The sequence below is a fragment of the Marinobacter sp. genome (assembly GCF_040882185.1).
In the GTDB taxonomy this organism is placed as follows: domain Bacteria; phylum Pseudomonadota; class Gammaproteobacteria; order Pseudomonadales; family Oleiphilaceae; genus Marinobacter.
The window spans coordinates 64,034-90,334 of sequence record NZ_JBBEBW010000008.1; the positions used below are offsets into that span (position 1 = coordinate 64,034).

The window sequence follows — 26,301 nt, forward strand, 5'->3', positions numbered from 1 at the left end:
TCAGACTAACCGGTATTAAAGCGGGCGATAAAGCGTGAGAGATCCTCAAGCTTCTGCGGGTCTTCATCAACAAAACGGATAACCACGCTGACAAAGTCGGTATCCTGCCGCTTATCCACTGCCTGTAGCTGATGGATATAACCGTTCAGGCGAGCCACCTTGTCTTCAGCAATTTCCATGTCCACCACTGCCTGGTCCAGGATACCGGGGAATATCTGGTCACGACGGGCGATCACCCGAATCTCAGTCAACGAGATGTCCTTCACTACCGACTTTAGCGTACTGTCGGCAAACCGGATTGCCGCGACACTACGAACACCCTTTGCACCGGTTGCTTTTTTCACTTGCTCAGCGGGCAGATCCGATTCGACGACGCCCGGTTTCTGGGTTAACAACGTTGCGGATTCTTTGAATACATCCCCAGGACCCTCCATCGACTTGCCGCTGCCGGTCATGGCGTCATGAAGACGCCGCCCCATTACCTTGATGATTTTCCTGCTCAGCCCGTCCGGACTGAAGGGCTTGCCAAGGTATTCGGATACACCTTCCTGAACCGCTTCGACGACGTGGGATTTGTCACCCCTACTGGTAATCATGATGAACGGCGTTTTTTTATAGTTGTCTTGTTGGCGCATCCAGCGCAGCAACTCAAGGCCGGACATTTCGGGCATTTCCCAATCGCAAAGAATCAGGTCATAGGTCATCCTGGACATCAGGCCCTGTGCTTTTTTCCCGTTCTGGGCCTCCGCCAGTTCAATGACTGGAAATCGTTGCCTTACGGTGCGTTTGACCAGATCCCGAACAAAACTCGCATCATCCACTACCAGTGCCTTCAGTACTGCCATACTGCAACCTTCTATTGTTAGCGTTCACGCATTACAGGAACATCTCGAGGGTTAAGTCACTATAGATCAAAGCCGTCGAGTTAACCGCCAGCAAGGGGTTACTTTCTTAAGGAAATGTCATTCTCACAACTCCGAAAACCTCCCTTGTCGCCATTGAAACAGGCTACCATGGCGCTCTATGCTCCGCCCTGAATCGAGGTTATACGTGCAGAACAAACAACCACCTACTCCTAGCGGGTCGTTTAATCGCAACACCATGCTCGGCATAGGCCTGGCCGCAACGCTGCTGTCGGGCATGTCTCATGCTAGAACCCCGGAGAACTTTCAGCAATGTGTTGCAGAGCTGACCGACAAAGCCATCACTGAGGGCGTGTCCAGAACCACCGCCGAGCAGGTGATGGCCACCACCGAGTACCAGGACCGGGTCATCGAACTTGACCAGCGCCAGCCGGAATTCACCACGACCTTTGCTGACTACCTTAACCGTCGGGTGAATGACAGCCGCATCAGCCAGGGTCGCGAGTTAATGGAAGAACACCGGGCCCTGTTGGAGCGGGTGACCCGTGAAACTGGCGTTCCGCCCGCTTATCTACTTGCGTTCTGGGGTCTGGAAACCAATTTTGGCAGCTACTTCGGCAAGATGTCGGTGCCCAACTCCCTGACCACTCTGGCCTGCGATCCGCGGCGAAGCGAGTATTTCACCGGCGAGCTGGTCGCCGCCCTGAAGATTATTGACGAGGGTGCAATTGCCGTTGAACAAATGGAAGGTTCATGGGCAGGCGCCATGGGGCACGTGCAGTTCATGCCATCCGTCTTCCTGCGTTATGCCGTTGATGCAGACAACGATGGCAAGCGGGATTTATGGAACAGTCTGGATGACGCCCTGATGTCCGCTGGCACCTTTTTGAACGACTTAGGTTGGGACCCGGAGTACCGTTGGGGACGCGAGGTATTGCTTCCGGACGATTTTGATTATGCCCTGGCGGATGGTAAAAAACGGTCACTGAAGGAGTGGCGCGAGATGAACATCACCGATGCCTTCGGGAACACATTGCCAGCAGCGGATATCGAAGCCGGTCTTGTGGTGCCTGCCGGGCATGAAGGGCCCGCCTTTCTGGCCTACAGTAACTTCAATGTGATCATGGGCTGGAACCGCTCGGAATTTTACGCCATCGCCGTCGGCCACCTGGCGGACCGGATCGCCAGCGCGGGTGGGTTGCAGAATCCACCACCTACCGATACCCCTAATTTGTCCAGGGCCGATATTGAGGCATTGCAGGCAGCTCTAGAGAGCGAGGGCTTTGATCCGGGTAAGCCAGACGGCATTCTTGGCCCTGCCACCCGTTCAGCCATCCGGCAGTTCCAGACCAGTAAAAACATGATCGCTGATGGCTATCCGAGTGCCGAGGTGTTCAGTGCAATGGACATCGAGCTCACATCGACCAAGGGTACCTAAGCGAGCTAAGTATCCACCTTGCCCCGCAGGGCCTTCTTCTGGCCCCGCTGCTTTTTGTTCTCTATACGCCGTTTACGCGCGCCCAAAGTCGGGCGCGTTGCCCGGCGCACTTTTTGCACCACCAACGCGTCCTCTATGAAGCCCTTCAGGCGCTCTAGTCCCTCTGCCCGGTTTTTTTCCTGACTACGGAATTGCTGGGCCTTGATTACAAGAACTCCGTCGCCGGATATCCTGCTGTCATTGCGCTCCAACAGACGCTGTTTGAGAAACTCCGGCAGTGAAGAGGCCGCAATATCAAACCTGATATGCAGGGCAGAAGAAACTTTGTTAACGTTCTGCCCCCCGGCACCCTGGGCCCGGATCGCCTGAAATTCTATTTCAGCCTCGGGAATCGTGATCTGATCGGTGATTCTGAGCATAATCACTAAACCTTATTTTTTTATGTTGAGCCAACTTTATGGATTCAATTTCACAGGCGGTCCTGGGCGCGGCGCTGGGCAGTGCTGTTGCTGGCAAAACCCTGGGTCGATCAGCCATCCTGGGCGGCGCGTTGCTGGGCACTTTACCGGATATGGACGTAGTGATCGATTATGGTTCCGCCGTTGCCAATTTCAGTCAACACCGGGGCTTCAGTCACTCCTTGCTGATACTGTTTCCCCTTGCTGTCGTGCTGGCCTGGGTGTTTCATCGCTGGCGACCGTTATTATCCTATCAGCGATGGCTCGCCTTCACCTCGCTGATCCTGATAACCCATCCGCTACTGGACGCTTTCACCACCTATGGCACCCAGTTGTTTTGGCCCTTTGCCAAGCCGGTGGCGATCAGCAGCATTTTCATTATCGACCCGCTCTACACCTTGCCGCTGCTGTTTGCGGTTATATGGACCCTATGGCGTCCAAGCCAAACGAAGGCGGCGTATACCGGCCTCGCTGTGTCGACGCTTTATCTCGGCTGGACCCTGCTGGCGCAGCAAGCGATCAACCAGAAAGTGGAATCAACCCTGGCGGCTGAGGGGCTTGAAGACGCCCCACGGCTCGTCCAGCCGATGCCGCTCACGACCTTCCTCTGGCGAGTGACTGTGATGGCAGAAGATGAGCGGCTGGAAATCGTAACCGGCTTTTTTGACGGTGACATCCCGTTGAGCATCGAGCGATTTCCCCAGCATCCCGAACTGGAAGCAGCCACCCTGGCGCTGCCAGAAGGCCGCCGACTGGTCTGGTTTACCCGGGGGTTTCTGGCTTATTCAACCACTTCCGACCGCAAACTCGCCGTCACCGATATTCGTCTCGGAGTTCCGGGAGCGCACCCGTTCACCTTTATCCTGGCAGAAGCTGTTGAAACCGGCTCCGATACCTGGCAATGGCAATCTGTAACCAGCTATCAAAGCCCAAGGCCGACTATCCGAGCGGGACTGCTCACCGCATTGTGGGACCGATTGTCAGGTAAAGCCCCAATCCTCTGCCTGGCAACCCTGGAAACACGGCAACTCGGAGACCCCTGCGGCTGACCATGCGACTGGACTACTATCTGGCCAACGCCACGGCCATGTCACGAAAAGACGCCAAACGGGCGATCAGCCGAGGCCAGGTTTGCATCGACGGCCAGCCTTGCCGCCAGATTGCCCTCCATATAGTGACCGGCCAGCATATAACGCTGCGGGGGCAACTGTTGTCGCTGCCCGGCGAGCGATATCTGATGCTGAACAAGCCCCTAGGGGTCGTCAGCGCCACCTCGGACCGTGATCATCTGACTGTCCTCAGTCTATTGCCTGCCGATCAGCGCAGTCATCTTCACGTCGCCGGGCGGCTCGATATCGACACCACTGGCCTGGTGCTGTTAACCACGGACGGCCAGTGGTCGCACCGGCTCACTTCGCCAAAAGTCGAGTGTGAAAAAATCTATCGGGTGGAACTGGCAGCGCCGCTCCGGTCGGAGGCGGCAGACGCCATTGAAGCCGGTCTGCAACTGCATAATGAAGTCAGGAAAACCCGGCCCGCCCGCGTGGTGCCCGTGGCGGAAAATGTCATCGAACTGGCGATTACCGAGGGTCGCTACCATCAGGTCAAACGCATGATGGCGGCGGTAGGAAATCATGTGGTGGGGTTGCACCGGTTACAAATCGGCGGGATTCGCCTGGACCCGACCCTTGAGCCCGGTGAAAGTCGTCCGCTGACCGAGGAGGAGATTCAGTCAGTCGATTGAGGTACGTTCGAAGCGTTGGGCTTTGAGGTTTTTCCTGACGTTGCCCGCTTCAAATACTTCTCCGTTCATCGCTATGTAGACACCTGCAGGCAGCAGACTCGCCGCCGCCCAGGCAAATCCGATATTAAACACCGCATCGCTGCGACGCATTCGGGCAGGTTGCATGGCGCCGGTGAACACGATGGTCTTGTTGCTTACGCGAGCAAGCACCGAGGCGGTCTCCGGCATGGTGTCGGTACCATGGGTAATCAGGATACGATCAGCGGTGCACTGTTCCACTGCCTGCAGGATCAGGCTGCGGTCGTTATCGGTCAGCTCGAGGCTGTCCTTGCGCAACAGCCCAGCGATATCGTACTTCCCACTAATATTAGCTTCGGCCAGTAACTCGTTTAATAACGACTCACCAATCTCAAATTCGCTATTGGCGTCAAAATAGACCTTGTCAATCGTACCACCGGTGGTAAATACCTGAATCATAAAGGCATAACTCCCTGGCCGCCGTAACTTAGTTGGTTGTCTGCATGCCGTTACTGCCGGTGGCATACTGGGCATTCTTCTGCTGCTCGTAACGCTTGGCAGCACCAGCCACCTTGCCGCTTTCACCGGTGGTGAGCCAGCGCTTTACCCGGCCAGCATCACCTATCGGCGAACGCGTACCGAACGAGTCCAGAAACACCGTAATCACTTCCTTACCCTCGACTTTCGATATCATGGCCAGACACCGACCAGCTTCTGTCAGGTAGCCTGTCTTGCTTAAACCTACTCCCCAGCTGTCGCGATGCACCAGGGCATTGGTATTGCCATAAGACAGCGAGTAACGGGGCTGACGGAATCTGGCGGAGTAGTACCGAGTCGTCGAGTAATCTCCGATTTGGGGGTGCTTGATTGAGGCCCTAACGAGCTTGACGATATCCGAGGCGGAGGCGACATTGCGCTCGGAAAGCCCGGTCGGATCGAAGAAGACGCTGTTGGTCATTCCCAGCGCCAAGGCGGTCTTGTTCATGTCTGCGACGAAGGCATCGTAACCGCCGGGGTGGTGACGGGCGAGGGTGTAAGCGGCCAGGTTTTCCGAGGACATCAGCGCAATACGCAGCATATCAGAGCGCCGTAATTCGGAACCGATGCGGATTCGGGAATAAGCGTTATTGGGGGCATCCTTGTGCCTGGGAAGCACCTCCAGCCACTCATTCAACGGCTCACCGGAGTCCATCACCACCAGGGCAGTCATCAGTTTGGTGAGCGAGGCAATCGGCACCGGACGGTCAGCATTTTTATCCTGTAACAACGTCTCGGAGTCAACATAGGCAACCGCCGCATTGACCGACGCGAGATGAAAGTTGTCAGCCGCCTCATCACCGGCGGCGACAGCGGATGTACTGAAAGCGAGCCAGCACAGGGCTGCTGCTATCGCATACTTCCGATACATAACCATAAACCCTCAGACGTAACGGCCAGCAGAGCCGATCACTACGACCAGCAGGCCAAGCACAAGATTTACTCCGACAAACATTCTTATCTGCCCTACCCGACGTACTGCCTCATCGGTATCGTTGCTCTGGACGGCTTTTTTAAGGCGACGATAGGGTGCGAAATAAATGTGCAGAAACAACAGCATCATCAGTAGCCCCAGCCCCTGCATCGCATGTATGTGCCAGCCAGCTCCAGCCATCCCGCCGAAATACGCGCCGATCATGCCGTACCCGGTGACCAGCAGGACGATCACGCAACCCCAGACCCAACGGAAAAATACTGCCAGTGTGTGGCACCAGAGGACTGAACGCGGGCCGGGGTCCAGCACTTTGCCCGCGGCCGGGCGAAGTGCCATATAGGCAAAAAACATACCGCCAACCCAAATAACCGCGGCCAGGGTATGCAACGCAACAAATAAACTCATCAGAATGCTCTCTTTCTCTGTTAAATCGATGTAGCCGAACTATACCAGCAACCCACAATTAAAAGTTGCAAGAAAAGTACGCCTTCAGAGCAGATCCGTCACCGCGCCCAAAGAAGCCGAGCTGACTGTTTTGGCGTACTTGGCCAACACCCCGCGACGATAGCGGGGTTCCGGGGCAGACCAGCGCTTGCGACGTTCCGCCAGTATCTCTTCAGACACTGCCAGTTCAATGGAATTGGAGTCCGCGTCAATCGTGATTTCATCACCGTTTTCAACCAGAGCCAGGGGGCCACCCTCCGCGGCTTCTGGCGTAATATGCCCGACCACAAAACCGTGGCTGCCACCGGAAAACCGGCCGTCGGTAATCAGCGCGACGTCGCTACCCAGGCCTTTCCCCATGATAGCGGAGGTAGGAGTCAACATTTCCCGCATGCCGGGGCCGCCAACCGGACCCTCGTAACGGATAACCAACACATCCCCGGCGACCACTGTGCCATCCATGATGCGCTCCTGAGCTTCCTCCTCGGAATGAAAAACCCTGGCCTGGCCAGTAAAGCGGGTACCTTCCTTTCCGGTAATTTTTGCTACTGCGCCCGTGGGCGCAAGGTTGCCGTACAGAATGCGCAAATGGCTGTCTTTTTTTATTGGGTTATCGAGAGCATGAATGATCGTCTGGCTGCTCGGATAGGGCGCCACATCCGCCAGGTTCTCCGCCAATGTCTGCCCGGTTACCGTCAGACAGTCGCCGTGCAGCAAATCGGCATCGAGCAGCATCTTCATTAACGGCTGGATACCGCCAATGGTGACCAGCTCCGACATCATATAGTGGCCACTGGGGCGTAAATCCGCCAGCACCGGCACGCGCTTGCCAATTCTGGTGAAATCTTCCAGCGACAACTCCACGCCTGTGGTGCTGGCCATGGCTAACAAGTGCAAGACCGCATTCGTGGAGCCGCCCAACGCAATGACCACGGTAATGGCATTCTCGAAGGCCGGCCGGGTCATGATATCCGATGGTTTGATGTCCTTTTCCAGCAGGTTCAGTACCGCGGCCCCTGCGGCCCTGCAGTCATCCAGTTTGGTCTGGGAAACTGCATTCTGGGCCGAACTGCCCGGCAGGCTCATGCCCATGGCCTCAATAGCCGAAGCCATGGTGTTAGCGGTATACATACCACCGCAGGAGCCAGGCCCGGGAATGGCGGTTTCCTCGATCTGTTTCACCTCAATCAGGTCCATGTCACCCTTGGCGTAGGCACCCACAGCCTCAAAAACCGAGATGATATCGGTGTGATTCTTACCGGGCTCAATGGTGCCCCCGTAGACAAATACCGAAGGACGATTCAAGCGGGCCAGGCCCATGACGCAACCGGGCATATTTTTGTCGCAGCCGCCGATGGCAACCAGGCCGTCGAAGCCCTCGCAGCCTGCAGTGGTCTCGATGGAGTCCGCAATCACCTCCCTGGAGACCAGTGAGTACTTCATGCCCTCGGTGCCGTTAGCAATGCCATCCGACACCGTTATGGTATTGAAAATCAGGCTTTTGCCTCCGGCTTCGTCCGCCCCATGGCCAGCTTCTTCTGCCAGGCCATTAATGTGCATGTTGCATGGCGTCAGGTTGCTCCAGGTGGAGGCAATGCCTATCTGAGGTTTCAGAAAATCCTCATCGGTAAACCCGACCGCTCTGAGCATGGCACGGCTGGCAGATTTCCCGATCCCGTCAACCACGGGGGCGGAATGGCGGCGTTTGCTATCTTCAGTCATCATGGCTCTCTCTGTTGATCCTTGTTTTTACACAGCATTATCTGAATAGTCGTTAACTGCAAGCGCGTCGGGCAAACCGCAAATGCAAAATTCTTTGAAATAATATAAAATATTTCAGTTTTCAGTGTGTTGCATATTATTTCACGACGTATCCGTATTGTAACCAGGCCAACTTCTGAATGGACTCGACACCACCGAAGAACGACAACGCCAGACGCCCGACTTCACGTCGGGACGTCATCGGCCGACCAGCAGTACATCGGCAGGCGACTTTCTGGGCCACGGTCGTGATGCTGGTGCTGGCCGTGCTTTATGGCTTGTTTATTGCTATCTATCAAAGTCTTGCCTCCGCAGACAACTCGCCCACCGTTGAACTGGTCAGGAGTGACCTGCTTAGCTCCCAACCCACCACCACCTATATAGAGCTTCCGCTAGCCAAGATACTCTCGACCGAAGCCTGGCGCGACGAAAACTGGAAAACAGCTCCAGATCACGGGTCCGGCCTGGGTTATTTGCAAACCCCGGCGACTTTTCGCTTCTCTCTGAAAAACGATACCCAAGTCGCGCTTGATCGATTCCTGATGGTACCTGCACCCTTTCTGGACCGCATTACCCCGGTGGCAATATCATCGGATGGCTCCGTCCGGCCCCTGCCCACTATGGGAGACACCTATCCCTTCCAGCAGCGCTTTTATGACTTGCCGCAATGGGTCTGGCCGGTGACTCTTCCGGCTCAGTCTGAGACCCTGTTTTTGTTTGAAGTCGACACTACCGGCCCTACCATTTTCCCTGTCTCAGTCCAGGCCGCCCACGCCCTGATTGGCGCCAGTTCAAGCGTTATTGCCTGGAAAGCACTCCTCTATGGCATATTGATTTTTGCACTGGCGTTCAATCTTGTCATGGTGGCTCTACTGCGTACCCCTGCAGTGGCCTGGCTCGCACTGCTGGTGGCTTCGGTAGTGCACAGCCAATTAGTGATCGATGGCTTTGGCGCCTGGTTGTTATGGCGGGAATGGCCGCTGGTCAATAGTCTGATCTCGATTTCGATACCGCTCTCTGTAGTGGCGTTGTGTCAGTTCACTCGTCACTTTCTGGTACTGGCAGGGCGCCAGGCCCTGGTGTTCAACCTTCTCACGTTGAGCGCAGTTGTCCTTCTTGTCACCACTCCCCTGCCCGGCATACTGCCAGGCCAGGGTACGCTTTTGATTGTTGGGCTTTTAACCTGTTTTTTTGCTCTGATCTCGGCCTTGCGACTGGTCCGGAAGAACATCTATGCTCGTTATTACGCAGCAGCAGTCATTGCCATAATTGCAGGCATTCTGTTGGCATCCATGCGCATCGTTGGCTGGGTTCCGATCAACGAGTTTACTAACTCCGGTTTCTACCTTGGTGCCGCCATGGCTTCTATTATCCTTACCATGGCCGTGGCCCAGAGGCTGCTGGAGGAGCGTCGGAGAAGGCTCAGTGCATTCGTGAGAGCGCGCCATGAGCGCGACCTGAGAACGCGGCTTAAAAGTGATTATGATCGCCTGCTGACCACCCATCGGGTGACCCGAAAACCGAACCGCCCCATCCTTGAGGAGCACCTCGACCGGCTGCAACATAGTGGAGAAGCTTATGAATTATGCCTGGTCCGACTCGAACGCTACACCGAGATTGAACAGACGCTCGGTCACAAAGCGGCGGAACAACTGCTGCGGATTTATCTCACCCGATTCAACCGGTTCCTCAAACAGAACTACGCAGACCAGCTTGTGATGATGAAGGGCTACTCTGTTGCCACAGTGGATACCATGACCCACGCCTTCGCCCTGAAAGTGGCGCCAGGCCGTCAGATCCCCGAGTCTACGTGGATCAACATCACCCGGTGGCTCGAGAGCAGTTTTAGCGAAAGCCAGTACACGTTTAGCTGGCAACCCTCTCTTGGCTTGGCCTACTCACCCGAACATGGCCAGGCTGGCTCCGACGTCCTGTCCTGTGCAGGCTTTGCTGCTCTCAACCCGACCCATACCTTGACAGTGTACGACCCTGCTATCGCAGACCGGCAATACGAGCAACAAATGCTGATGCTGGATGTGGAGTCTGCTCTCAAGAACAATCAGATCCATTTGGCCTATCAACCAAAGGTGCGAATAGCTGATAGTCAGATTATCTCCTACGAAGCGCTGATCCGCTGGGAGCATCCGGTTTTTGGACGCGTGGCACCTGACCGCTGGATTCCTATAGCCGAGCAGATGGGAGTCATTCATCCGGTAACGCTGTGGGTGCTTGGCCGCGCCTGTCAGGACTGGCATATCCTGGCTGAAAAACACGATCCGGGGCTGACCATTGCCATCAATATATCCGCCAGGGATCTGGGGCACCCATCGTTCGATCAAGCCGCCCTGGAGATTCTCAAGGGCCACGGGGTGGCGCCTGGCAATGTCATACTGGAAATTACCGAAACTGCGGTTATGGTCAACACCAGCCAGGCCCGAGCCATGATCCGGGCCCTGAGCCGGGCCGGCTTCCGGATAGCATTGGACGACTTCGGCACCGGGCACTCCTCCCTGAGCACACTGGCAAGCTTTGAGCTCGATGAACTCAAGATCGACCGCAGTTTCTTACAGGACATCACGCAGGACGATATCCGTCAGCGGATATTTCGTACCGCTGTCGAGCTCGGAGACGCTCTCGGGTTGGACATCATAGTAGAGGGCGTGGAAACCGAGGCCGTTGCAAGATGGCTGGGGCAATTCCCCAACCTTTACGGTCAGGGCTATTACTGGGGCTTCCCGTCCCGCCTGGCTTCAGACGAGCGAAGAAACCGCGCCTCAAACTCTGACGGCGGCAAAGGCGGCGATCTGAAATACCCTTGATAGGTATCACAGCCCAAGCCCTGGAGGATGGCAAGTTGCTCCGGAGTTTCAATGCCCTCAGCCTGCACCGTGAGTTTCAACGCCTTCGCCATTGCCACAATGGCTTGGACGAGTTCCTGATCATGATTCAGTTCGACCAGTTCGTTGACAAAACTGCGGTCAATTTTGAGCTTGTCTACCGCAAAGCTTCTCAGATAAGCCAGTGACGAATAACCCGTGCCAAAGTCATCAATCGCCAGCGACACTCCCGTGGCTCGTACGGCGTGTAACAATGCCACCGTCTGTCCACCCAGAGCCATCAAACTGCTCTCCGTCAGTTCCAGCTCAAGCCGCTCCGGGGGTAAACCAGATTTTGCCAACAGATTACTGATCTGGGAGTCGAAATCTCCGTGCGTAAGCTGACGGGAGGATACATTGACGGCTGTTGCTCCGGGCTCCAAACCCGCTTTTAACCAAAGTCCGATTTGCTTTACAGCCGCTTCCAGGACCCATTCACCGACTTTTACAATCTGTCCGGTTTCTTCCGCCAGAGGAATGAAATCAGCGGGCGACACCAGCCCCCAATCCGGATGCTGCCACCGCACCAGCGCTTCAGACCCCACCAGGCTACCTGTGGCCAGATCAAACACTGGCTGATAATACAATACCAGTTCCTGATCGACGATTGCCCGATTCAGGGCCGCTTCGAGCCGCAGGCGCTTTTTCGCCAGCGCGGTCATATCCATGCTGTAAAACGCGAAGGCATTCTTGCCCCGCTGTTTAGCCTCACGCAGCGCTGAATCCGCCTGACTGAACATCATCGAAACCTGTTGCGGACCCGCCCGCACGTTACCGTAACTCAGACATATACCAACACTTGCGCGCACATTAATCCGTTGGGCAGCGCCTATTTCAAACGCCGCTGTGAGCTTGTCCAGCAATGTTTGCGCAAGTATTTCCACCTCAGCCCGGGTGGAAATACTGGGTACAACAACGACAAACTCGTCACCGCCAAAGCGGCCAAGATAATGGGTGTGGCCAATGCTCGCACTGAGTCTTGCCGCTGCCTGGCGCAACAACTCATCGCCCCTGTCATGACCATAGGATTCATTCACAGTTTTGAAGTCATCCAGATCCAGGAAGAACAGCGCAACCTGTTCGATCCTGCTTGCTCCCAAACGCCGCAATGCAGATATCAGGTTTTCACTGATTAAGGAGCGGTTGGGCAGGTCGGTCAGTGGGTCGTAAAACGCCAAATAGTGGAGTCGCTCCTTACCGGCTTTTTGCTCGGTGATATCACTCAACACCGCAATGTAATTAGCCGTACTACCATTTTTATTTTGAACTTTGGAAACGGTTGCCCAATCCGTATGCAGGGCGCCGCTCTTGCGTCGGCTGGTCAGCTCGCCACGCCAGACGCCAGCAGACTCAAGCTCGCCCCACAAGGTTTGATAATCCGCACAATCGCCCGTTCCGGACAACAGCGATCGCAGAGGTTGGCCGATAACATCCGTGGCAGCGTACCCCGTCATGTCGCAGAAGGCTTTGTTGACGTAGACAACACATTTCTGGGCGTTCGCCGTGACAATGCTGTTGTGGGTGTTTTCGATAACAGTACCCTGCACATTTAGCAGGCTGCCAGCCCGATGGAGTTTATTCACAGTCCGGTGCACCAGATACCAGACCAGCCCACTACTCAGCAACACAAAAAGAGAGCCCTTGAAGGTTTGGACCAGGGTCTGGGTCTTGTCAGATGCTTCAGAAAACAGTATCGCTACAGCCTGGTCTGAAAAGGCAATCCAGACCAGGCTGATAGCACCGTAAATCAGGGCGATCCTGACAGGGGATGTTTTAGCGCCAGGTAACCACACGTGAGAACTCCAGTATCCTGCTTCATAAGCGTCGAATGCACCACACGTCGAGAGCAACGTCAGAGAGATTCAATACCATGACTCGTAACAAGAAATGAGTATAGATGGTTTCTGTAACAATGTTTGCCCGTTAGCCCATTGAAACTAATGCCACAACCCTCCATTGAGTACCTACAGCGTTTACCTTCAGGATACCCATGCTCACTAACATACCATTTTCACTGCTTGAACTTGCCTCGGTGCGAGAGGGCGATTCCGTCACTACCACACTCGAAAATACCGTTGCCTATGCCCGTCATGGTGAGGCACTGGAATTTAACCGGTTCTGGCTGGCTGAACATCACAATATGGAAGGTATCAGCAGCTCGGCCACATCTATCCTGATCGGGCACATTGCCAGCAAGACCAACTCACTTCGGGTGGGCTCTGGTGGCGTGATGCTACCCAATCATCCGCCGCTGGTGATTGCTGAACAGTTTGGCACCCTGGCTAGCCTTTATCCGGAGCGTATCGACCTCGGGCTCGGTCGCGCCCCCGGCACTGACCCCATTACCAGCAGGGCGTTACGTCGGGACGGCCTTGGGGCGGAGCAATTCCCCAATGATGTAGGCGTTTTACAGTCCTTACTTGGGCCACTTCGGCCGGGTCAGCAACTCAAGGCCATTCCAGGAGCTGGCACTCAAGTACCGATCTGGTTACTGGGTTCCAGTCTCTACAGCGCCCAGTTGGCTGCCATGAAAGGCTTGCCTTATGCTTTTGCCGGACACTTCGCACCTCGACTTTACCGCGAAGCCATTCAGGTCTATCGGGACAATTTCGAACCTTCCGAGAGCCTGTCCAAACCCTATGCGATGCTATGTGTGCCAGCCGTCGTCGCTGAAACGAATGAAGAAGCGGCATTACTGGCGACCACCAGTTACCAGCGCATACTGGCTCTGTTCCGGGGCCAGCCGCTGTGGCTGAAACCACCAGTAGAAACCATGGAAGGGCTTTGGAGCCGGGAGGAAGAAGCCGGTGTCCGGGGTTTCCTTGACCTCCAGATCAAAGGCGATCGGGCCGCGGTCAAAAGCCAGTTGGAAGAGCTTCTCGCCACGGTCAAAGTGGATGAGCTGATGTTTACCGTGGATCTTTACGACCCGGAGAAACGGCGACATGCCCTGGATATTCTGGCTTCAGTGAAAGCAAACTGAGGCCCGCAGCGACGCTAACTGCGGGCTCAATGAATTCAGGCCTTGCGGGGATCGGTCTCTGCCACCATGGGGTGCTGCTGATTATGGTCACGGAATGACAGCAGGCTTTCGATACCCTGAAAATCAACCAGCCCCCGGAAATCCAGCCAGTCGATCAGGCTCAACAGGCAGATCGAAGGGTAGTGCCACTCTTTAAACTCGCCCGCATCCACCATGGCTGACAACGTGCGCAGGCTAGTCATGATGCGTTCACGCTGAAGGTTGTAAAATAGCGCATCCTGGTCGATATCGAGGCCGGAGCGTTTTGACAGCAACAGAGTGACGCAGGAATCGTTTGCCGCATCAATTAATGTTAGCTGATTTTCCTGGTCCCAAGTCAATGCTGCCGCGCCCAGCTTTGGCCCCAGGTAGCGGGAAATGACCCGGGAGTCATAAATTTCCTGACCCTCGTCCTCCAGCATGGGAATTTTGAGTGCCGGATTATTTTTACGCAGCTCGTCCCGCCCCTCCCCGTAAATATCCAGGTTCACAAAATCATAGGGACGGTTTGCCAGCAGCAGCCGGATACGTCGAACATAGGGGGATGTGGTCGAGCCAATCAGCTTCATGGAGCCTCCGGTTTATCATGTTATTGTGTTAAGACCCGAAGCCACTCTCGTGACATCGGATCGGGTAACAGGCAGCCTCGTCAATATGGCACGGAGAGGCTGCCCATGAATAGTAGTTGGCCATACAACAATCAAACAAAAGGATTCGGACAATGTGCACGATACAACAACTCGCCTATGCAACGGCGGCAATTTTTGCGTTCTCGACAGCTGCTTTTGCCGATATAACCTCCGAGACGGTGGAATATACCGTCGATGGTGATTCCTTTACCGGCTACATGGTCTACGACGATGATATCGAGGGCCAGCGCCCGGGCGTATTGGTCGTTCATGAGTGGTGGGGCCATAATGAATTTGCCCGTAGCCAGGCCGAAAAGCTGGCCGAAGAAGGCTACACTGCATTTGCACTGGATATGTATGGCACCGGAAAGCTGGCAGAACATCCTGATGACGCCAAGAAATTCATGCAAGCCACCATGGGCGATAAACAGGCACTTGAAGCCCGCTTTCGGGAGGCCATGAGCATTCTGCAGGACCATGAAACAGTCGACGAAGATCGGATTGCTGCCCAGGGATATTGTTTTGGGGGTGCGGTGGTGCTCAATATGGCACGACTTGGCCTCGAACTTGACGGTGTCGTCAGCTTGCACGGATCGCTCGGTAGCGATATCAAGCCCGAACAGGGCGCTGTCAAAGCACGCGTCCTTGCCTACACGGGTGGCGCTGATCCGTTCGTACCAGTAGAGCAGGTCACGGGTTTCGTAAGTGAAATGACCAATGCTGGCGCAGATTTGAGCCTGACGGTGTTTCCAGGCGTCAAGCACTCTTTTACGTCCGAAGCAGCTGATGAAACCGGTGAGAAGTTCGGACTGCCGATGGCCTATGACGAAGAAGCGGCTAACCGTTCATGGGAAGGCGCCATGGCATTTTATAAAGATATCTTTTCCCGGTAATCAGCCGGTCGCTTGGCAGGGAGAACACCTGGCGCCGTTTCTCTCTGCCACTTTCGCTCGTCGCGCTCATTCACCCTTCCCCAGCGAACGCCGTCAGCCCACCCAACTTGTCACAGGTTGTTCATATCATTGTCACCAACTAAGGTGAGGCTAGGAAGCCGCTTAACCAAATAACAGAAGGACTCTGAGATGAAGCCAGTGTTAACCCTGCCTCTGCTTATTGGCTCCCTGATTTTACTCTCCGGCTGCAACAGCAGCGACAGCAAGGCTAATGCTTCTGAAGCAACCCCTTCTGACGGTGACCAGACCTCGGTTCAGCTTGGCCCCCGGCCTTATTTCCTAATCAATGACATGGATGAGGGCGATCTCAAAAGCGCCCTGCAGGCCTGTGAATCAAAACCCCAGACGCCTTCGGATTTTTCAATCGCCCACCGAGGCGCGCCGTTGCAGTTTCCTGAACATACCCGCGAATCCTATGTAGCTGCCGCCAGAATGGGGGCCGGAATCATCGAGTGCGACGTCGCCTTCACCAAAGACCGCGAGCTAGTGTGCCGCCATGCCCAGAATGATCTGCACACCACCACCAACATCGTGGCGGTACCGGAACTGAACGCCAAATGCACCCAGCCCTTTGTACCTGCCGACGCAGCCTCAGGCACACCAGCCCAGGCTGAATGCCGCACCAGCGACATCACCCTTGCCGAGTTCAAGACCCTCAACGGCAAAATGGATGCGTTCGATCCAGACGCCATAACACCCGAGGCATATCTGGGTGGCACGGCGGATTGGCGCACTGATTTATATGCCACGAAAGGCACTCTGCTAAGTCATCGCGAAAGCATCGAACTGTTCAGGAAACTAGGCGTCAAGTACACCCCGGAACTGAAGACCCCCGTCGTGGATATGCCCTTTGAAGGCGACTATTCCCAACAGGATTACGCTCGTCAGATGATCAATGACTACATTGAGGCAGGCGTTCGCCCAGCCGATGTCTGGCCCCAGTCTTTCCTGCTTGGTGATGTCATTTTCTGGGTCAATCAGTTCCCCGAATTTGGCGAACAGGCCGTATTTCTGGATGAAAAACCGAACGATCCTGACAACATTTCCATGGCTTACATGGAAGACCTCACCCGGCAAGGTGTTCCTATTCTGGCACCGGCGCTCTGGAAAATGTTGGCGCTGGATGGTAACCAGAAAATCGTACCGTCCGAGTACGCCACTCATGCGAAAGCGGCAGGTCTTGATCTGATTGCCTGGACGGTGGAACGCAGCGGGCCTCTCAACAGCGGCGGTGGCTGGTATCATCAGAGCATCAGCAGCGCGATCAACAACGACGGAGACACTTACACCGTCATTGATGTGCTGGCAAAAGATGTGGGTGTAATAGGCATTTTCTCAGACTGGCCCGCAACCACCACTTACTACGCCAACTGCATGGGGCTTTGAGAGCTCCATTCATGCAGCCGACCGAGAACAGGTTCCATGTTTCTGGCACCTGTCATTTTCGTACCCTCAGCTCTCTTGCCGAGCTGGTACGCTATCGGAGTCAGTAATGGATCGTTGGCGACCCACATAGTAGACCAGTACACCAGCGGTAATGAACATCACCCCGGTGTAAATCGCCGGTACCAGTGACATCGCATAATTGTTCAGCATACCCAGTGCCAACACCATCGACAGGCCACTGTTCTGGAGACCGGTCTCCAATGTGATCGAAATGCTTTGTTGGCGGTTAAGTGCAAACAATCGGGCACCATAGAAACCGATCAGCATAGTTGAAATATTCAACAGCAAAGCCACCGGTCCGGCACTGATAACCGAATCCACAAACGTATCCCGCTGCTGGTAGACCAGGAAAGCAATCAACAAAGCCAGAAATATCACCGCAAAATACTTGACCCTTTGCTCAACAGCGATGGCCAGTGCCGGCTTGAAGCGCCGGACCGTCATACCGATCGAGATCGGTATAATGGTTAACAACACCAGGCTCGCCATGGTGCGCGCGATCGGTAGTGTGATTTCCTCACTCTCTCCCATAAAGTGAAGTAGCGAGCCGTTAACAATAAAGGGAATGGAAAACACCGTCACCACACTGGCGACCGCCGTCAGAGTCACCGACAGTGCCACATCACCTTTGGCGATGTGAGCGTAGAGATTGGATGTAGTGCCCCCCGGACAAACCACCAGCAACATTACACCGACCGCAAGTTCAGGCGTAAGTGGCATCAGACTGGCCAGGCCAAAACCAATCAGTGGTAACAAAATCAATTGGCAACTTAAACCAATGGCAACAGCCTTGGGGTAGGACACCACCCGTCTGAAATCATCAAGAACCAGAGATAACCCCATTCCCAACATAATCAGGAACAACGAAACAGGAACTATCTGCACGTTTACAAGGTGGACAAGTTGTTCCGCACTCATGATTTCTCCCGGAGACGACGCAAGAACGCCATCAGAGTCTAGCGGCTAGAGCAACATGCGGGAAATTAATTTGCCGAATGGGAAGACATAAAGGTAAATAATAAAAGACAAATTTCAAGCAATAAAAAAGGCAGCCTAAGCTGCCTTTTCCGAGAAGCTGTCTGTTATTTACAGAGCAACTACGTTCTCTGCCTGAGGACCTTTCTGGCCCTGAGTAACAGTGAACTCGACCTGCTGGCCTTCAGCCAGAGTCTTGAATCCTGAACCGGTGATGGCGCTGTAGTGAACGAAAACGTCCGGGCCAGACTCACGAGTGATGAAACCAAAGCCTTTTGCTTCGTTGAAGAACTTAACAGTACCGGTAGTAGTAGACATACTTAAACATTCCTGAAATCAATAATTTTTTCTACCTGCATCCTCATGGATGACAGACGTTTACGGAAAAACAGAACTTGCGGAATCAAAAACAGGACGATGAACTACTTACTACTGCGGTATACGTCTTATTCATGAACTGCTGAACTAATCTTTCCTACCCCTCAAACTTTACTCTTTGTATTGAAGAATGCAAATAGTTTTTTCAACGTGTAAGTACAGATACGAAGATTGTGTCAGGACCGTGCCAGCCTCAGTTTTTAAGCAGGGTGTAGCCCATAATGCCAAGCGCGGTCATGGCGATTGAGCCCACCACATGCAGCATAATGCCTGCCAGCGCCATTGACCATTTGCCCTCCTGCATCGCCGCGAACATTTCCAGCGAAAACGTGGAAAACGTCGTGAGTGCTCCGCATAAGCCGGTTATCGCAAAAAGGCGCCACTCTGGTGACAAGGTGGAACCATGGCTGAAAAAGCCGATCAACAAACCCACAAGCCCCCCGCCAATAAGGTTGGCTACCAACGTACCGACAGGAATCGGATGATAGCTGTTATTAAGCCACAGACTCAGGGCCCAACGCAGGTTCGCCCCGAGCATAGCTCCGCCACTCACTGCGAGAATAGACAACCACATTCCATAGACTCCCGATGGAAAAACAAAAAACCCACGATCACCTAAGTGTCGTGGGTCCGGTTTTCGTTCTGGTCACTGACACCACTAAAGCCCTTCGAGATTAACGGAGAGGCCCGGATGGCTCAAGTGATCAGGCAGCGTTGTGATTAATGACCGTTTCTTTCTGCTGGGCAAAAGCGTCGAATGGGAAGTCATCGACACTCAGCATTTCGAGCACATCGGCTTCATACTTGCGCATGAACTCGGCCTCTTCCTCGTTGAATATTTCCGCTTTCAGCGCAGCTTCGAAACGCTCTTCCGGATGCAACGCTTCCATGGGCAGCTCGCCCTTGGCATACGCCTTCGTCGCTTTGCGATACAACACTTCCGCTTTGTCATAGTCTTTCAGCAGGGCATTATAAGTCGCCACCGGGTTTTCCGCTGGCCCCTCACTTACAGCGCTCCAAATGCTCGCTGTGAGTTTGGTGCGAATCGGTGTATCGGTAGAAATCGCCCTCGCCAATGCGCGGGTGGTGTCATCGTGGGGCTTATCCCAGTGCCGACCCAGCGGCATGGTAAATGCCCTCAGAGCCCAGGCCACCGGACGGTTCGGCAGGTTCTGCAAGAACTCGTCCAGCGCGTTTTCCGTGCGGTAAAGCAGCATCGCGAGGCTATATTGCATAATCTCCCGCTCGCCTGCTACCGGTTGGGCTTCATGCCAGTGCTTCAAAACCATCGAGGCCAAATACAGATTGGCGAGCATATCCCCCAGCCTCGCCGATATCAGCTCACGCATTTTCAGTTGTGACCCCAGCGTCGTCATGGCTGCATCTGCACACAACCCGAAGGCCGCACTGAAGCGGGCCACACCTTGGGCATATCGGCTTGAATCGACATCAAACGGCACGTCTGCCTTTCCAATACCGAAAGCCTGCGTCAAGGCCCGGGCAGCGTTACCGAAAATCAGGCCCGCATGACCGAAGAAGGCATCATCAAAAGCGTTGATATCATCGCTGTCTTTCGCAGCCAACTCCCTCAATACATAGGGATGGCAGCGAATGGCGCCCTGCCCGAAGATCATCAGGCTGCGGGTCATGATATTGGCACCTTCGACCGTTATGGAGACGGCTGCACCACTGTAGCCAATACCCAGATAGTTACGGGGCCCGAGGGTGACCGTTTTACCCCCGTGAACATCCATGGCGTCTGTCAGAATGTTCCGTTGCATTTCGGTCAGATGGTATTTGAGAATTGCAGACGGAACCGCTGGTTTTTCACCTTTATCGATCATATTGGCGGTTTGGTTAACCGCAGCCTGGGCAATATAAGTCTGGGCTGCAATGCGAGCCAGAGGCTCCTGCACACCTTCCATATCGGCCACCGGCGTGTTGAACTGGCGCCGAATACGCGTGAAGCCACCAGCGGTACCCACTGAGTAGGCCGCTGCACCGGCGGCACCTGACGGCAGCGTAATACAACGTCCTACAGACAAGCATTCCACCAACATGCGCCAACCTTCACCCGCCATTTCCTGACCACCGATCAGGTACTCCATCGGAATGAAGACATCTTTGCCTTTGATCGGACCATTCATGAACGGTGTTCCGATCGGATAGTGGCGACGACCGATCTCAATACCTTTAGTGGCACGGGGGATCAGCGCACAGGTAATACCGAGGTCTTTTTCTTCGCCCAGCAAGCCGTCGGGGTCAAACATCCGAAAGGCCAGCCCCACCACGGTCGCTACCGGCGCAAGGGTGATCCAGCGCTTCTCAAAGTTGAGCTTGAGGCCAACGACCTCTTTACCCTCGTGGGTCCCCTTACAGACAATGCCGGTATCCGGCAGTGACGTAGCATCTGAACCGGCGCGGGGCCCGGTCAAGCCGAAACAGGGAATCTCGCGGCCATCCGCAAGACGGGGCAGGTAATGCTTCTTCTGCTCTTCCGTGCCGTATTTAAGTAACAGCTCCCCCGGGCCCAGAGAATTGGGTACACCAACAGTGACCATCAACGCTTCGTTACTGGCCAGGCGTTGCAGGACAGCCGATTGGGCCTTGGCGGAGAATTCGAGACCACCGTACTCCTTCGGAATGATCATCCCGAAGAACTTTTCTTTCTTGAGAAACTCCCATAGCTCGGGGGGGAGATCTGCGCGTTCGACCGCAACATCCCAGGCGTTACACATGGAAGCGGCCTTTACGCACTGGTTATCCACGAACGCCTGCTCTTCTTCGGTCAAGCCGGTATTGCGGTTGATCAACAAATTATGCCAGTCCGGCCGGCCGGTAAACAGCTCACCGTCCCAACCTACGGTGCCGGCTTCGAGCGCCACTTTTTCGGTATCGGACACCTTCGGCGCCACGTCTTTAAACATCGCGAAAACACGAGGGGTCAACCAGCTCTGGCGTAGCCCGGGAAGACCGCACACAGCGGTCACGGCAGCGCCCACCAACAACACAAAAGCCAACCAGCCTGAGGCGAAAATCAGCGACAACAGCCCAACCACCACCATAACGCCAATGGCCGCCTTAGCCCCTGACTCCCGGCGCATCACAATCAACAGCCCGGCAATCGCAACCACAAATAGAATGAACGTCATCATAGGCACTCTCTTTCATCCGTGTTCAAAAGTAGATCAGGCAGTTAGAGCCCGTGTTAAGACTACGACTAAAGTACATTATTGGATGACGCCCCGCCAGTTGTCCGAGGCCATCCCGTCAGGCTGTGATAATGACCCGGATTCCCTCCACAGCCATACTGGCACGGTCAACGGCAGACTCCGCAGCCGCCAGTTGGTCGTTAAAAAACTGCACTTCCTCGTCCCGGATGGCAGGGTTGTGACGCCGTAGTGATTCCAGGCGCCTTATCTCAGGCTGAAGAGAATCCCTGACGCGCTGGCGGGCAGCATCACGCAACGGTTCAAGCCGCTCTGCTGCCAATCCGTCACAATGATCAACCATCGTTTCCACCTCGGCCCGAATCCGGGGCACAATCGCCTGGGCGGTGCGACGCCGGATATTGGCACACAACTCGTTCAGACGGTCGTGGGGTAAGGCATCGGACAAGTTACGCCCGTTCACATCCACCAGCACCCGCACTGGCGACAACGGCAGATAACGCTTCAGCTGAAGGGCCTCTGGCGCCGGACAATGCACGGTATAAAGCGCTTCCAGCAGCAAAGTCCCGGCTGGCAGACTTTTAACGGCAAGGCTGGCCAGCGCCGCTTTACCCAAATCGGAACTGGTCACCGCATCCATCACGCCGGTAACCATCGGGTGCTCCCAGCTCAGAAAGCTCATATCCTCCCGCTCAAGGGCTTGTTGGCGATTCCAGGTGACTGTGACCCCATCCTCGGGTAGTTCGGGGAAATGGCCGGTCAGCATGTGTTCGCCGGGACGCAGGATGTCAGTGGTGTCGGAGTGGTAGTCAACGTCGACGCCGAAGATGTCGAACGATTCCATCATGTATTCCTTGACCTGGGCCGATGACTCTTCATCTTCAATCCGCGCAATCAAGGCATCAGCCTGGTTCCGGCGGCAGGAGTTGAGTTCAATCAGCGCGTCGCGACCCTCCTGCAGCATGGCTCTGAGCCGGGCCGCCTCTTGTGCGGTGGCGGTCATCAAGACCTCAAGATCGGAATTTTCTGTCTCCAGTGCTGCCCGCCACTGATCTTCTACAACCTCGCGGACCGCGACACCGACCGCATTGCTCTGGGTAAACGCCTGCAACCCCTCGTCAAACCAGCGGAACTGAACCTGCTGAACGGTGTCTGCAAGGTATGGCACGTGAATGCTGATGGTTTCTGCCTGCCCGATTCGATCAAGGCGGCCGATGCGCTGCTCCAGCAGGTCTGGATTGGCGGGCAGGTCGAACAGTATCAGATGATGGGCGAACTGGAAGTTGCGACCTTCACTGCCTATTTCCGAGCAGATCAGTGCTTGGGCGCCCTGCTCGCTCTCCGCAAAATACGCAGCGGCGCGGTCCCGTTCGATCAGGCTCAGATGCTCGTGGAAAGCCGCACTCCGGATACCAGCACGAAGCTGCAGGTGCATCTCCAGCCCCATGGCGGTTTCAGCATGAGCGCAGATGACGACGACCTTGGCAGGCCGTAAACCCACCAGGGTTTTTTCGAGCCAGGCTACGCGGGGATCGGACGCCAGCCAGAGTTCATCCGGCACGGTTTGCTCTGGTGTCAAAGCCGCCAGGCCGAACGTCTGCTCAGGCCGGGAGTATATATCCGGACATGGCAACGGTGCTGACTTCAGCTCGCGTTCGGGAAAACCGCGGATCGCAGCACGGGTATTCCGGAATAACACCCGCCCGGTACCGTGGCGATCAAGCAATGCATCCACCATGGCCGATACCGGATCCGCGACCGCCAGCAACTCATCCAGTTCCGCCCCAAGCCATTGTCGAAGAACCTCTTGCTGTTCCAGACCGGGCGACACGTTAGCATCCAATAGTTCACGGACGACCTGATTGACCTGTTGATAATCAGCTTCCTGAGCCTGAAAAACTGATAGATCGTGAAAACGGGCAGGGTCCAGCAGACGCAGACGGGCGAAGTGACTGGCCACGCCTACCTGTTCCGGGGTTGCTGTTAACAGCAGCAGCCCTCTGGTCTCTTTCGCCAGAGTCTCAATGGTGTCGTATTCCGCACTGGACGCTTCCGGGGTCCAGGCCAGGTGATGGGCTTCATCCACCACCATCAGATCCCACCCTGCCGCAACAGCATCGGCTTTGGCACCAGGATAATGCGTCAGGAAACTGAGACTGCAGAGCACCAGCTGTTCACTCTCGAACGGATTATCGTCGAGTTCAACGCCGTCGCCTTCCAGCAGCTCATCCAACTCCGGAATCGCTTCATAGCGCGACTCATCCACAATGGAGAAACGAAGGTTGAAACGGCGCAACATTTCTACCAGCCATTGGTGTACCAGAGAGTCAGGCACCACAATCAACGCTCTGCGCGCACGTTCGGTATGAAGCTGGTAATGCAGGATGAGGCCCGCCTCAATAGTCTTACCCAGGCCGACTTCGTCCGCCAGCAACACGCGGGGCGCGTGGCGGCGGGCAACTTCGTGTGCAATGTAGACCTGGTGAGGCAAATGCTGGGTGCGGGCACCGACCAGCCCCTGAACCGGCGAAGCGCGCAGACGATCCTGATGGTGCACTGTGGCTAATCTCAGGCGAAACGCACCGCTGCGATCAAACTGACCGGCGAACAAACGCTGGTGGGGCTCGGTGAAGTGGACATAACTGTTGAGCCTGACCTCAGAAATAACCCTCAGCTCGGCGCTTGCATCTTCCCCGTGATATATCAGGACGCCAGCGACTTCCTCTACCGCTCTGACAGTAAGACGCTCGCCTTCAAACGTTTCAATCTCCTCGCCGGGCTGATAACGAACCCGGGCCAGCGGAGCGCTATCGATGGCATAGGTGCGTTCTTCGTCTATGGCGGGAAATCCCAGAGTCACCCGGCGACCGGAGACATCGGTTACAATACCCAGGCCGAGGCCGGTATCGCTGTGACTAACCCAACGCTGGCCAATTCCAAAATCAGTGTTGTCCAAAAAACCTCCAGACCGGTATTAAACAGAAAAAGACATTTATCAGTCCAGCGCGGGCTGACCCGACGTCTCCCGCACCCAGTAGGCGGTTGCGCCACAAACCGCTGCGGGAACTACAAAAAGATTCAGCACCGGCACCATGGCCCCCAGAGCGACGGGTAACCCGAAGCCCAGAGCCGTCAAGCGCGTGATTTGCAGGTTACGCTTGAGACCCTTGAAACTGACGCGGTGATTGTCCGCTGGATAGTCGACGTATTGCAGCGCCATCATCCAGCAGTTGAACGTGAACCACAGGGCAGCCGCGATCAGGTTTACCACCGGGATCAGGCTGAGAATAAACAGCCCCAGTGCCCTGGGGAGGTAATACGCTATCTTCTGAAACTCACGCAAGAGAGCCCTTGGAATATCCCGGACAATCTGCCCCCAACCGTCATCGGTGCTGACTTCCTGGCCGGTCAGGTGTTTTTCGGTCAGCTCTGACAAGTAGCCATAAAAGGGCGACCCGATGAGGTTGGCCAGAATAACAAAGCCGTAGGCAAGCATGAGCAGGATGACGACGCCGTACAGAATCCAGAATAACCAATCGAGGCTCTGCAGCCAGGCCCAGTCCGGCAGCATACCCATGGCGGCGGCAATCAGAACACTGAAAAATTCGGCGAGCAAATAGAATAACGCGCCGAACAGCAGGATATTAAGCACCAGAGGAATCATCACGAATAAACGCAGGCCAGGCTGTCGAATCAGGCGGAAACCTTCTCCCAAATAACCCAAGCCTCTGAAAAAATTACCCTTTACCATGGCGACCGGACCTCTACTTTGCGACCTCTACTTTGCGGTAGGTTAATGGTAATAATGGGGCGCAGAGCATACCATGTCGCGACGTTTACGGCAGCCGGAAGTACCCCATGACCTTTAAAAAGCGCCTCATTACCGTGTTGTCCTGCCAGCCGCTTTGGCGAGTTGTGCTGGCGATGTCCATCATTGCGGTACTGTATCTGGCCACTACGAGCCAGACCTATCCGGTACCAGCCTCCGCCAATGACAAAGTTAACCACTTCATCGCTTTTCTGGAGCTCACTTTGCTGGCGTTTCTGGCCTGGCCCGGCGCTCGCGTTCTCTACGTCGCCTCACCCATGTTGCTATTTGGTCTGCTGATCGAGTTGGTACAAAGCTTGTTGCCGTACCGCGAATTCTCATTGTTCGATGTCGCTGCCGACGCCTCTGGAATCCTCGCTGGCGTGATTAGCTGGCACCTGTTGCTTAGAAAGCCCGTGTTGTCGAATTCCACGGATTAGCGATATTCGCCCTTTTTTGTGTGCGATATTTCCTACATTGGTTGTGAGAGTATTCAGCAAACTCTCGTACGCAGAACGATTTTTTTCGCAGGGACAATCTTTAATATCATGAATATGAAAAGATTTTAGTTTTAACAGTAAAACCATGTCGGTACGTTAATACAGACGTCACACGATTGTTACCTCCAGATTGCTATAGTGGCGGTGTCAGGGATGACAAGGAACTGGACGAAGCAGTGGACGTGTCCTCACAGGATGTGAGGGGAAGCAGGGACGATAAGGACGCAGCGCTTAAGGGATAACTATTTGGATCGCTAGCTCGGACGCTGGCGCCACGGAGCTGGCTCAGGGAAAAGAAAGCGACACGGTAGTTGCAACCTTCGCAAGGAAGCGTCGACTTGTTCCGA

General features: G+C 55.0%; 22 protein-coding genes. 8 read left to right on the forward strand and 14 right to left on the reverse strand.

The window, feature by feature from the left end:
- Nucleotides 1–5 precede the first annotated feature (5 nt).
- Nucleotides 6–845, reverse strand: a complete 840-nt coding sequence (locus tag WEB64_RS06365; protein ID WP_368060099.1) for a response regulator — start codon at nucleotides 843–845, stop codon at nucleotides 6–8.
- Between the two features lie 295 nt (nucleotides 846–1,140).
- Between WEB64_RS06365 and WEB64_RS06370 the strand changes: the two genes are divergently transcribed.
- Nucleotides 1,141–2,301, forward strand: coding sequence for a lytic murein transglycosylase (locus tag WEB64_RS06370; protein WP_368060817.1), 1,161 nt, complete (start codon nucleotides 1,141–1,143; stop codon nucleotides 2,299–2,301).
- A gap of 5 nt (nucleotides 2,302–2,306) precedes the next feature.
- Here the strand turns inward: WEB64_RS06370 and arfB are convergent, their stop codons facing one another.
- The gene (gene arfB / locus WEB64_RS06375) at nucleotides 2,307–2,720 is read right to left on the reverse strand and encodes an alternative ribosome rescue aminoacyl-tRNA hydrolase ArfB (RefSeq protein ID WP_368060097.1); all 414 of its coding nucleotides are present in this window, start codon (nucleotides 2,718–2,720) and stop codon (nucleotides 2,307–2,309) included.
- 38 nt (nucleotides 2,721–2,758) lie between these two features.
- On the opposite strand from arfB, the gene WEB64_RS06380 reads away from it, so the two are divergent.
- Both WEB64_RS06380 and WEB64_RS06385 read left to right on the forward strand, forming a co-directional pair.
- Nucleotides 2,759–3,808: a metal-dependent hydrolase gene (locus WEB64_RS06380; RefSeq protein WP_368060095.1), complete on the forward strand. Its 1,050-nt coding sequence runs from the start codon at nucleotides 2,759–2,761 to the stop codon at nucleotides 3,806–3,808.
- Nucleotides 3,809–3,810: 2 nt separating this feature from the next.
- Nucleotides 3,811–4,503: a pseudouridine synthase gene (locus tag WEB64_RS06385; protein WP_368060093.1), complete on the forward strand. Its 693-nt coding sequence runs from the start codon at nucleotides 3,811–3,813 to the stop codon at nucleotides 4,501–4,503.
- Here the strand turns inward: WEB64_RS06385 and WEB64_RS06390 are convergent.
- The 4 genes from WEB64_RS06390 to ilvD all read right to left on the reverse strand — a co-directional run bounded on the left by WEB64_RS06390 (nucleotide 4,492) and on the right by ilvD (nucleotide 8,158).
- Nucleotides 4,492–4,980: an asparaginase domain-containing protein gene (locus tag WEB64_RS06390; RefSeq protein ID WP_368060091.1), complete on the reverse strand. Its 489-nt coding sequence runs from the start codon at nucleotides 4,978–4,980 to the stop codon at nucleotides 4,492–4,494. The two genes, WEB64_RS06385 and WEB64_RS06390, sit on opposite strands and share 12 nt — an antisense overlap.
- Before the next feature lie 28 nt (nucleotides 4,981–5,008).
- The gene (pbpG, locus tag WEB64_RS06395) at nucleotides 5,009–5,929 is read right to left on the reverse strand and encodes a D-alanyl-D-alanine endopeptidase (protein ID WP_368060089.1); all 921 of its coding nucleotides are present in this window, start codon (nucleotides 5,927–5,929) and stop codon (nucleotides 5,009–5,011) included.
- A 12-nt stretch (nucleotides 5,930–5,941) separates the two neighbouring features.
- Nucleotides 5,942–6,397 carry a CopD family protein gene (locus WEB64_RS06400; protein ID WP_368060087.1) on the reverse strand — a complete coding sequence of 152 codons (456 nt, stop codon included), beginning with the start codon at nucleotides 6,395–6,397 and terminating at the stop codon, nucleotides 5,942–5,944.
- Between the two features lie 84 nt (nucleotides 6,398–6,481).
- Nucleotides 6,482–8,158 carry a dihydroxy-acid dehydratase gene (gene ilvD / locus WEB64_RS06405; protein WP_368060816.1) on the reverse strand — a complete coding sequence of 559 codons (1,677 nt, stop codon included), beginning with the start codon at nucleotides 8,156–8,158 and terminating at the stop codon, nucleotides 6,482–6,484.
- 179 nt (nucleotides 8,159–8,337) lie between these two features.
- On the opposite strand from ilvD, the gene WEB64_RS06410 reads away from it, so the two are divergent.
- Entirely contained in the window at nucleotides 8,338–11,016 is a 2,679-nt protein-coding gene (locus WEB64_RS06410) for an EAL domain-containing protein (RefSeq protein ID WP_368060085.1), read from the forward strand.
- On the opposite strand, the gene WEB64_RS06415 is transcribed toward WEB64_RS06410, so the two are convergent.
- A complete protein-coding gene (locus tag WEB64_RS06415) occupies nucleotides 10,920–12,866 on the reverse strand; it encodes a putative bifunctional diguanylate cyclase/phosphodiesterase (protein ID WP_368060083.1) in 1,947 nt (648 codons plus the stop codon). The genes WEB64_RS06410 and WEB64_RS06415 overlap by 97 nt on opposite strands.
- Before the next feature lie 197 nt (nucleotides 12,867–13,063).
- On the opposite strand from WEB64_RS06415, the gene WEB64_RS06420 reads away from it, so the two are divergent.
- Entirely contained in the window at nucleotides 13,064–14,056 is a 993-nt protein-coding gene (locus tag WEB64_RS06420) for an LLM class flavin-dependent oxidoreductase (RefSeq protein ID WP_368060081.1), read from the forward strand.
- Nucleotides 14,057–14,091: 35 nt separating this feature from the next.
- Here the strand turns inward: WEB64_RS06420 and WEB64_RS06425 are convergent, their stop codons facing one another.
- Entirely contained in the window at nucleotides 14,092–14,664 is a 573-nt protein-coding gene (locus WEB64_RS06425) for a glutathione S-transferase family protein (RefSeq protein ID WP_368060079.1), read from the reverse strand.
- Nucleotides 14,665–14,816: 152 nt separating this feature from the next.
- On the opposite strand from WEB64_RS06425, the gene WEB64_RS06430 reads away from it, so the two are divergent.
- Complete coding sequence (locus WEB64_RS06430) at nucleotides 14,817–15,617, forward strand: dienelactone hydrolase family protein (protein WP_368060077.1); 801 nt, start codon at nucleotides 14,817–14,819, stop codon at nucleotides 15,615–15,617.
- 189 nt (nucleotides 15,618–15,806) lie between these two features.
- Nucleotides 15,807–17,063 (forward strand): glycerophosphodiester phosphodiesterase family protein, encoded by a 1,257-nt coding sequence (locus WEB64_RS06435; RefSeq protein WP_368060075.1) that lies wholly within the window; start codon nucleotides 15,807–15,809, stop codon nucleotides 17,061–17,063.
- 66 nt (nucleotides 17,064–17,129) lie between these two features.
- Here the strand turns inward: WEB64_RS06435 and WEB64_RS06440 are convergent, their stop codons facing one another.
- From WEB64_RS06440 to cysZ, 6 genes are all read right to left on the reverse strand, one after another.
- Nucleotides 17,130–18,041: a bile acid:sodium symporter family protein gene (locus WEB64_RS06440; protein ID WP_368060073.1), complete on the reverse strand. Its 912-nt coding sequence runs from the start codon at nucleotides 18,039–18,041 to the stop codon at nucleotides 17,130–17,132.
- Between the two features lie 168 nt (nucleotides 18,042–18,209).
- Entirely contained in the window at nucleotides 18,210–18,416 is a 207-nt protein-coding gene (locus WEB64_RS06445; protein ID WP_152205488.1) for a cold-shock protein, read from the reverse strand.
- Nucleotides 18,417–18,669: 253 nt separating this feature from the next.
- Complete coding sequence (gene crcB / locus WEB64_RS06450) at nucleotides 18,670–19,050, reverse strand: fluoride efflux transporter CrcB (protein ID WP_368060071.1); 381 nt, start codon at nucleotides 19,048–19,050, stop codon at nucleotides 18,670–18,672.
- A gap of 130 nt (nucleotides 19,051–19,180) precedes the next feature.
- Nucleotides 19,181–21,631, reverse strand: a complete 2,451-nt coding sequence (locus WEB64_RS06455) for an acyl-CoA dehydrogenase (protein ID WP_368060069.1) — start codon at nucleotides 21,629–21,631, stop codon at nucleotides 19,181–19,183.
- 115 nt (nucleotides 21,632–21,746) lie between these two features.
- A complete protein-coding gene (gene rapA, locus WEB64_RS06460) occupies nucleotides 21,747–24,602 on the reverse strand; it encodes an RNA polymerase-associated protein RapA (RefSeq protein WP_368060067.1) in 2,856 nt (951 codons plus the stop codon).
- Between the two features lie 39 nt (nucleotides 24,603–24,641).
- Nucleotides 24,642–25,397 carry a sulfate transporter CysZ gene (gene cysZ, locus WEB64_RS06465; RefSeq protein ID WP_368060065.1) on the reverse strand — a complete coding sequence of 252 codons (756 nt, stop codon included), beginning with the start codon at nucleotides 25,395–25,397 and terminating at the stop codon, nucleotides 24,642–24,644.
- Nucleotides 25,398–25,504: 107 nt separating this feature from the next.
- Here cysZ and WEB64_RS06470 point away from each other — a divergent pair, with 107 nt between their 5' ends.
- Nucleotides 25,505–25,894 carry a VanZ family protein gene (locus WEB64_RS06470; protein WP_368060063.1) on the forward strand — a complete coding sequence of 130 codons (390 nt, stop codon included), beginning with the start codon at nucleotides 25,505–25,507 and terminating at the stop codon, nucleotides 25,892–25,894.
- Nucleotides 25,895–26,301: the final 407 nt, after the last annotated feature.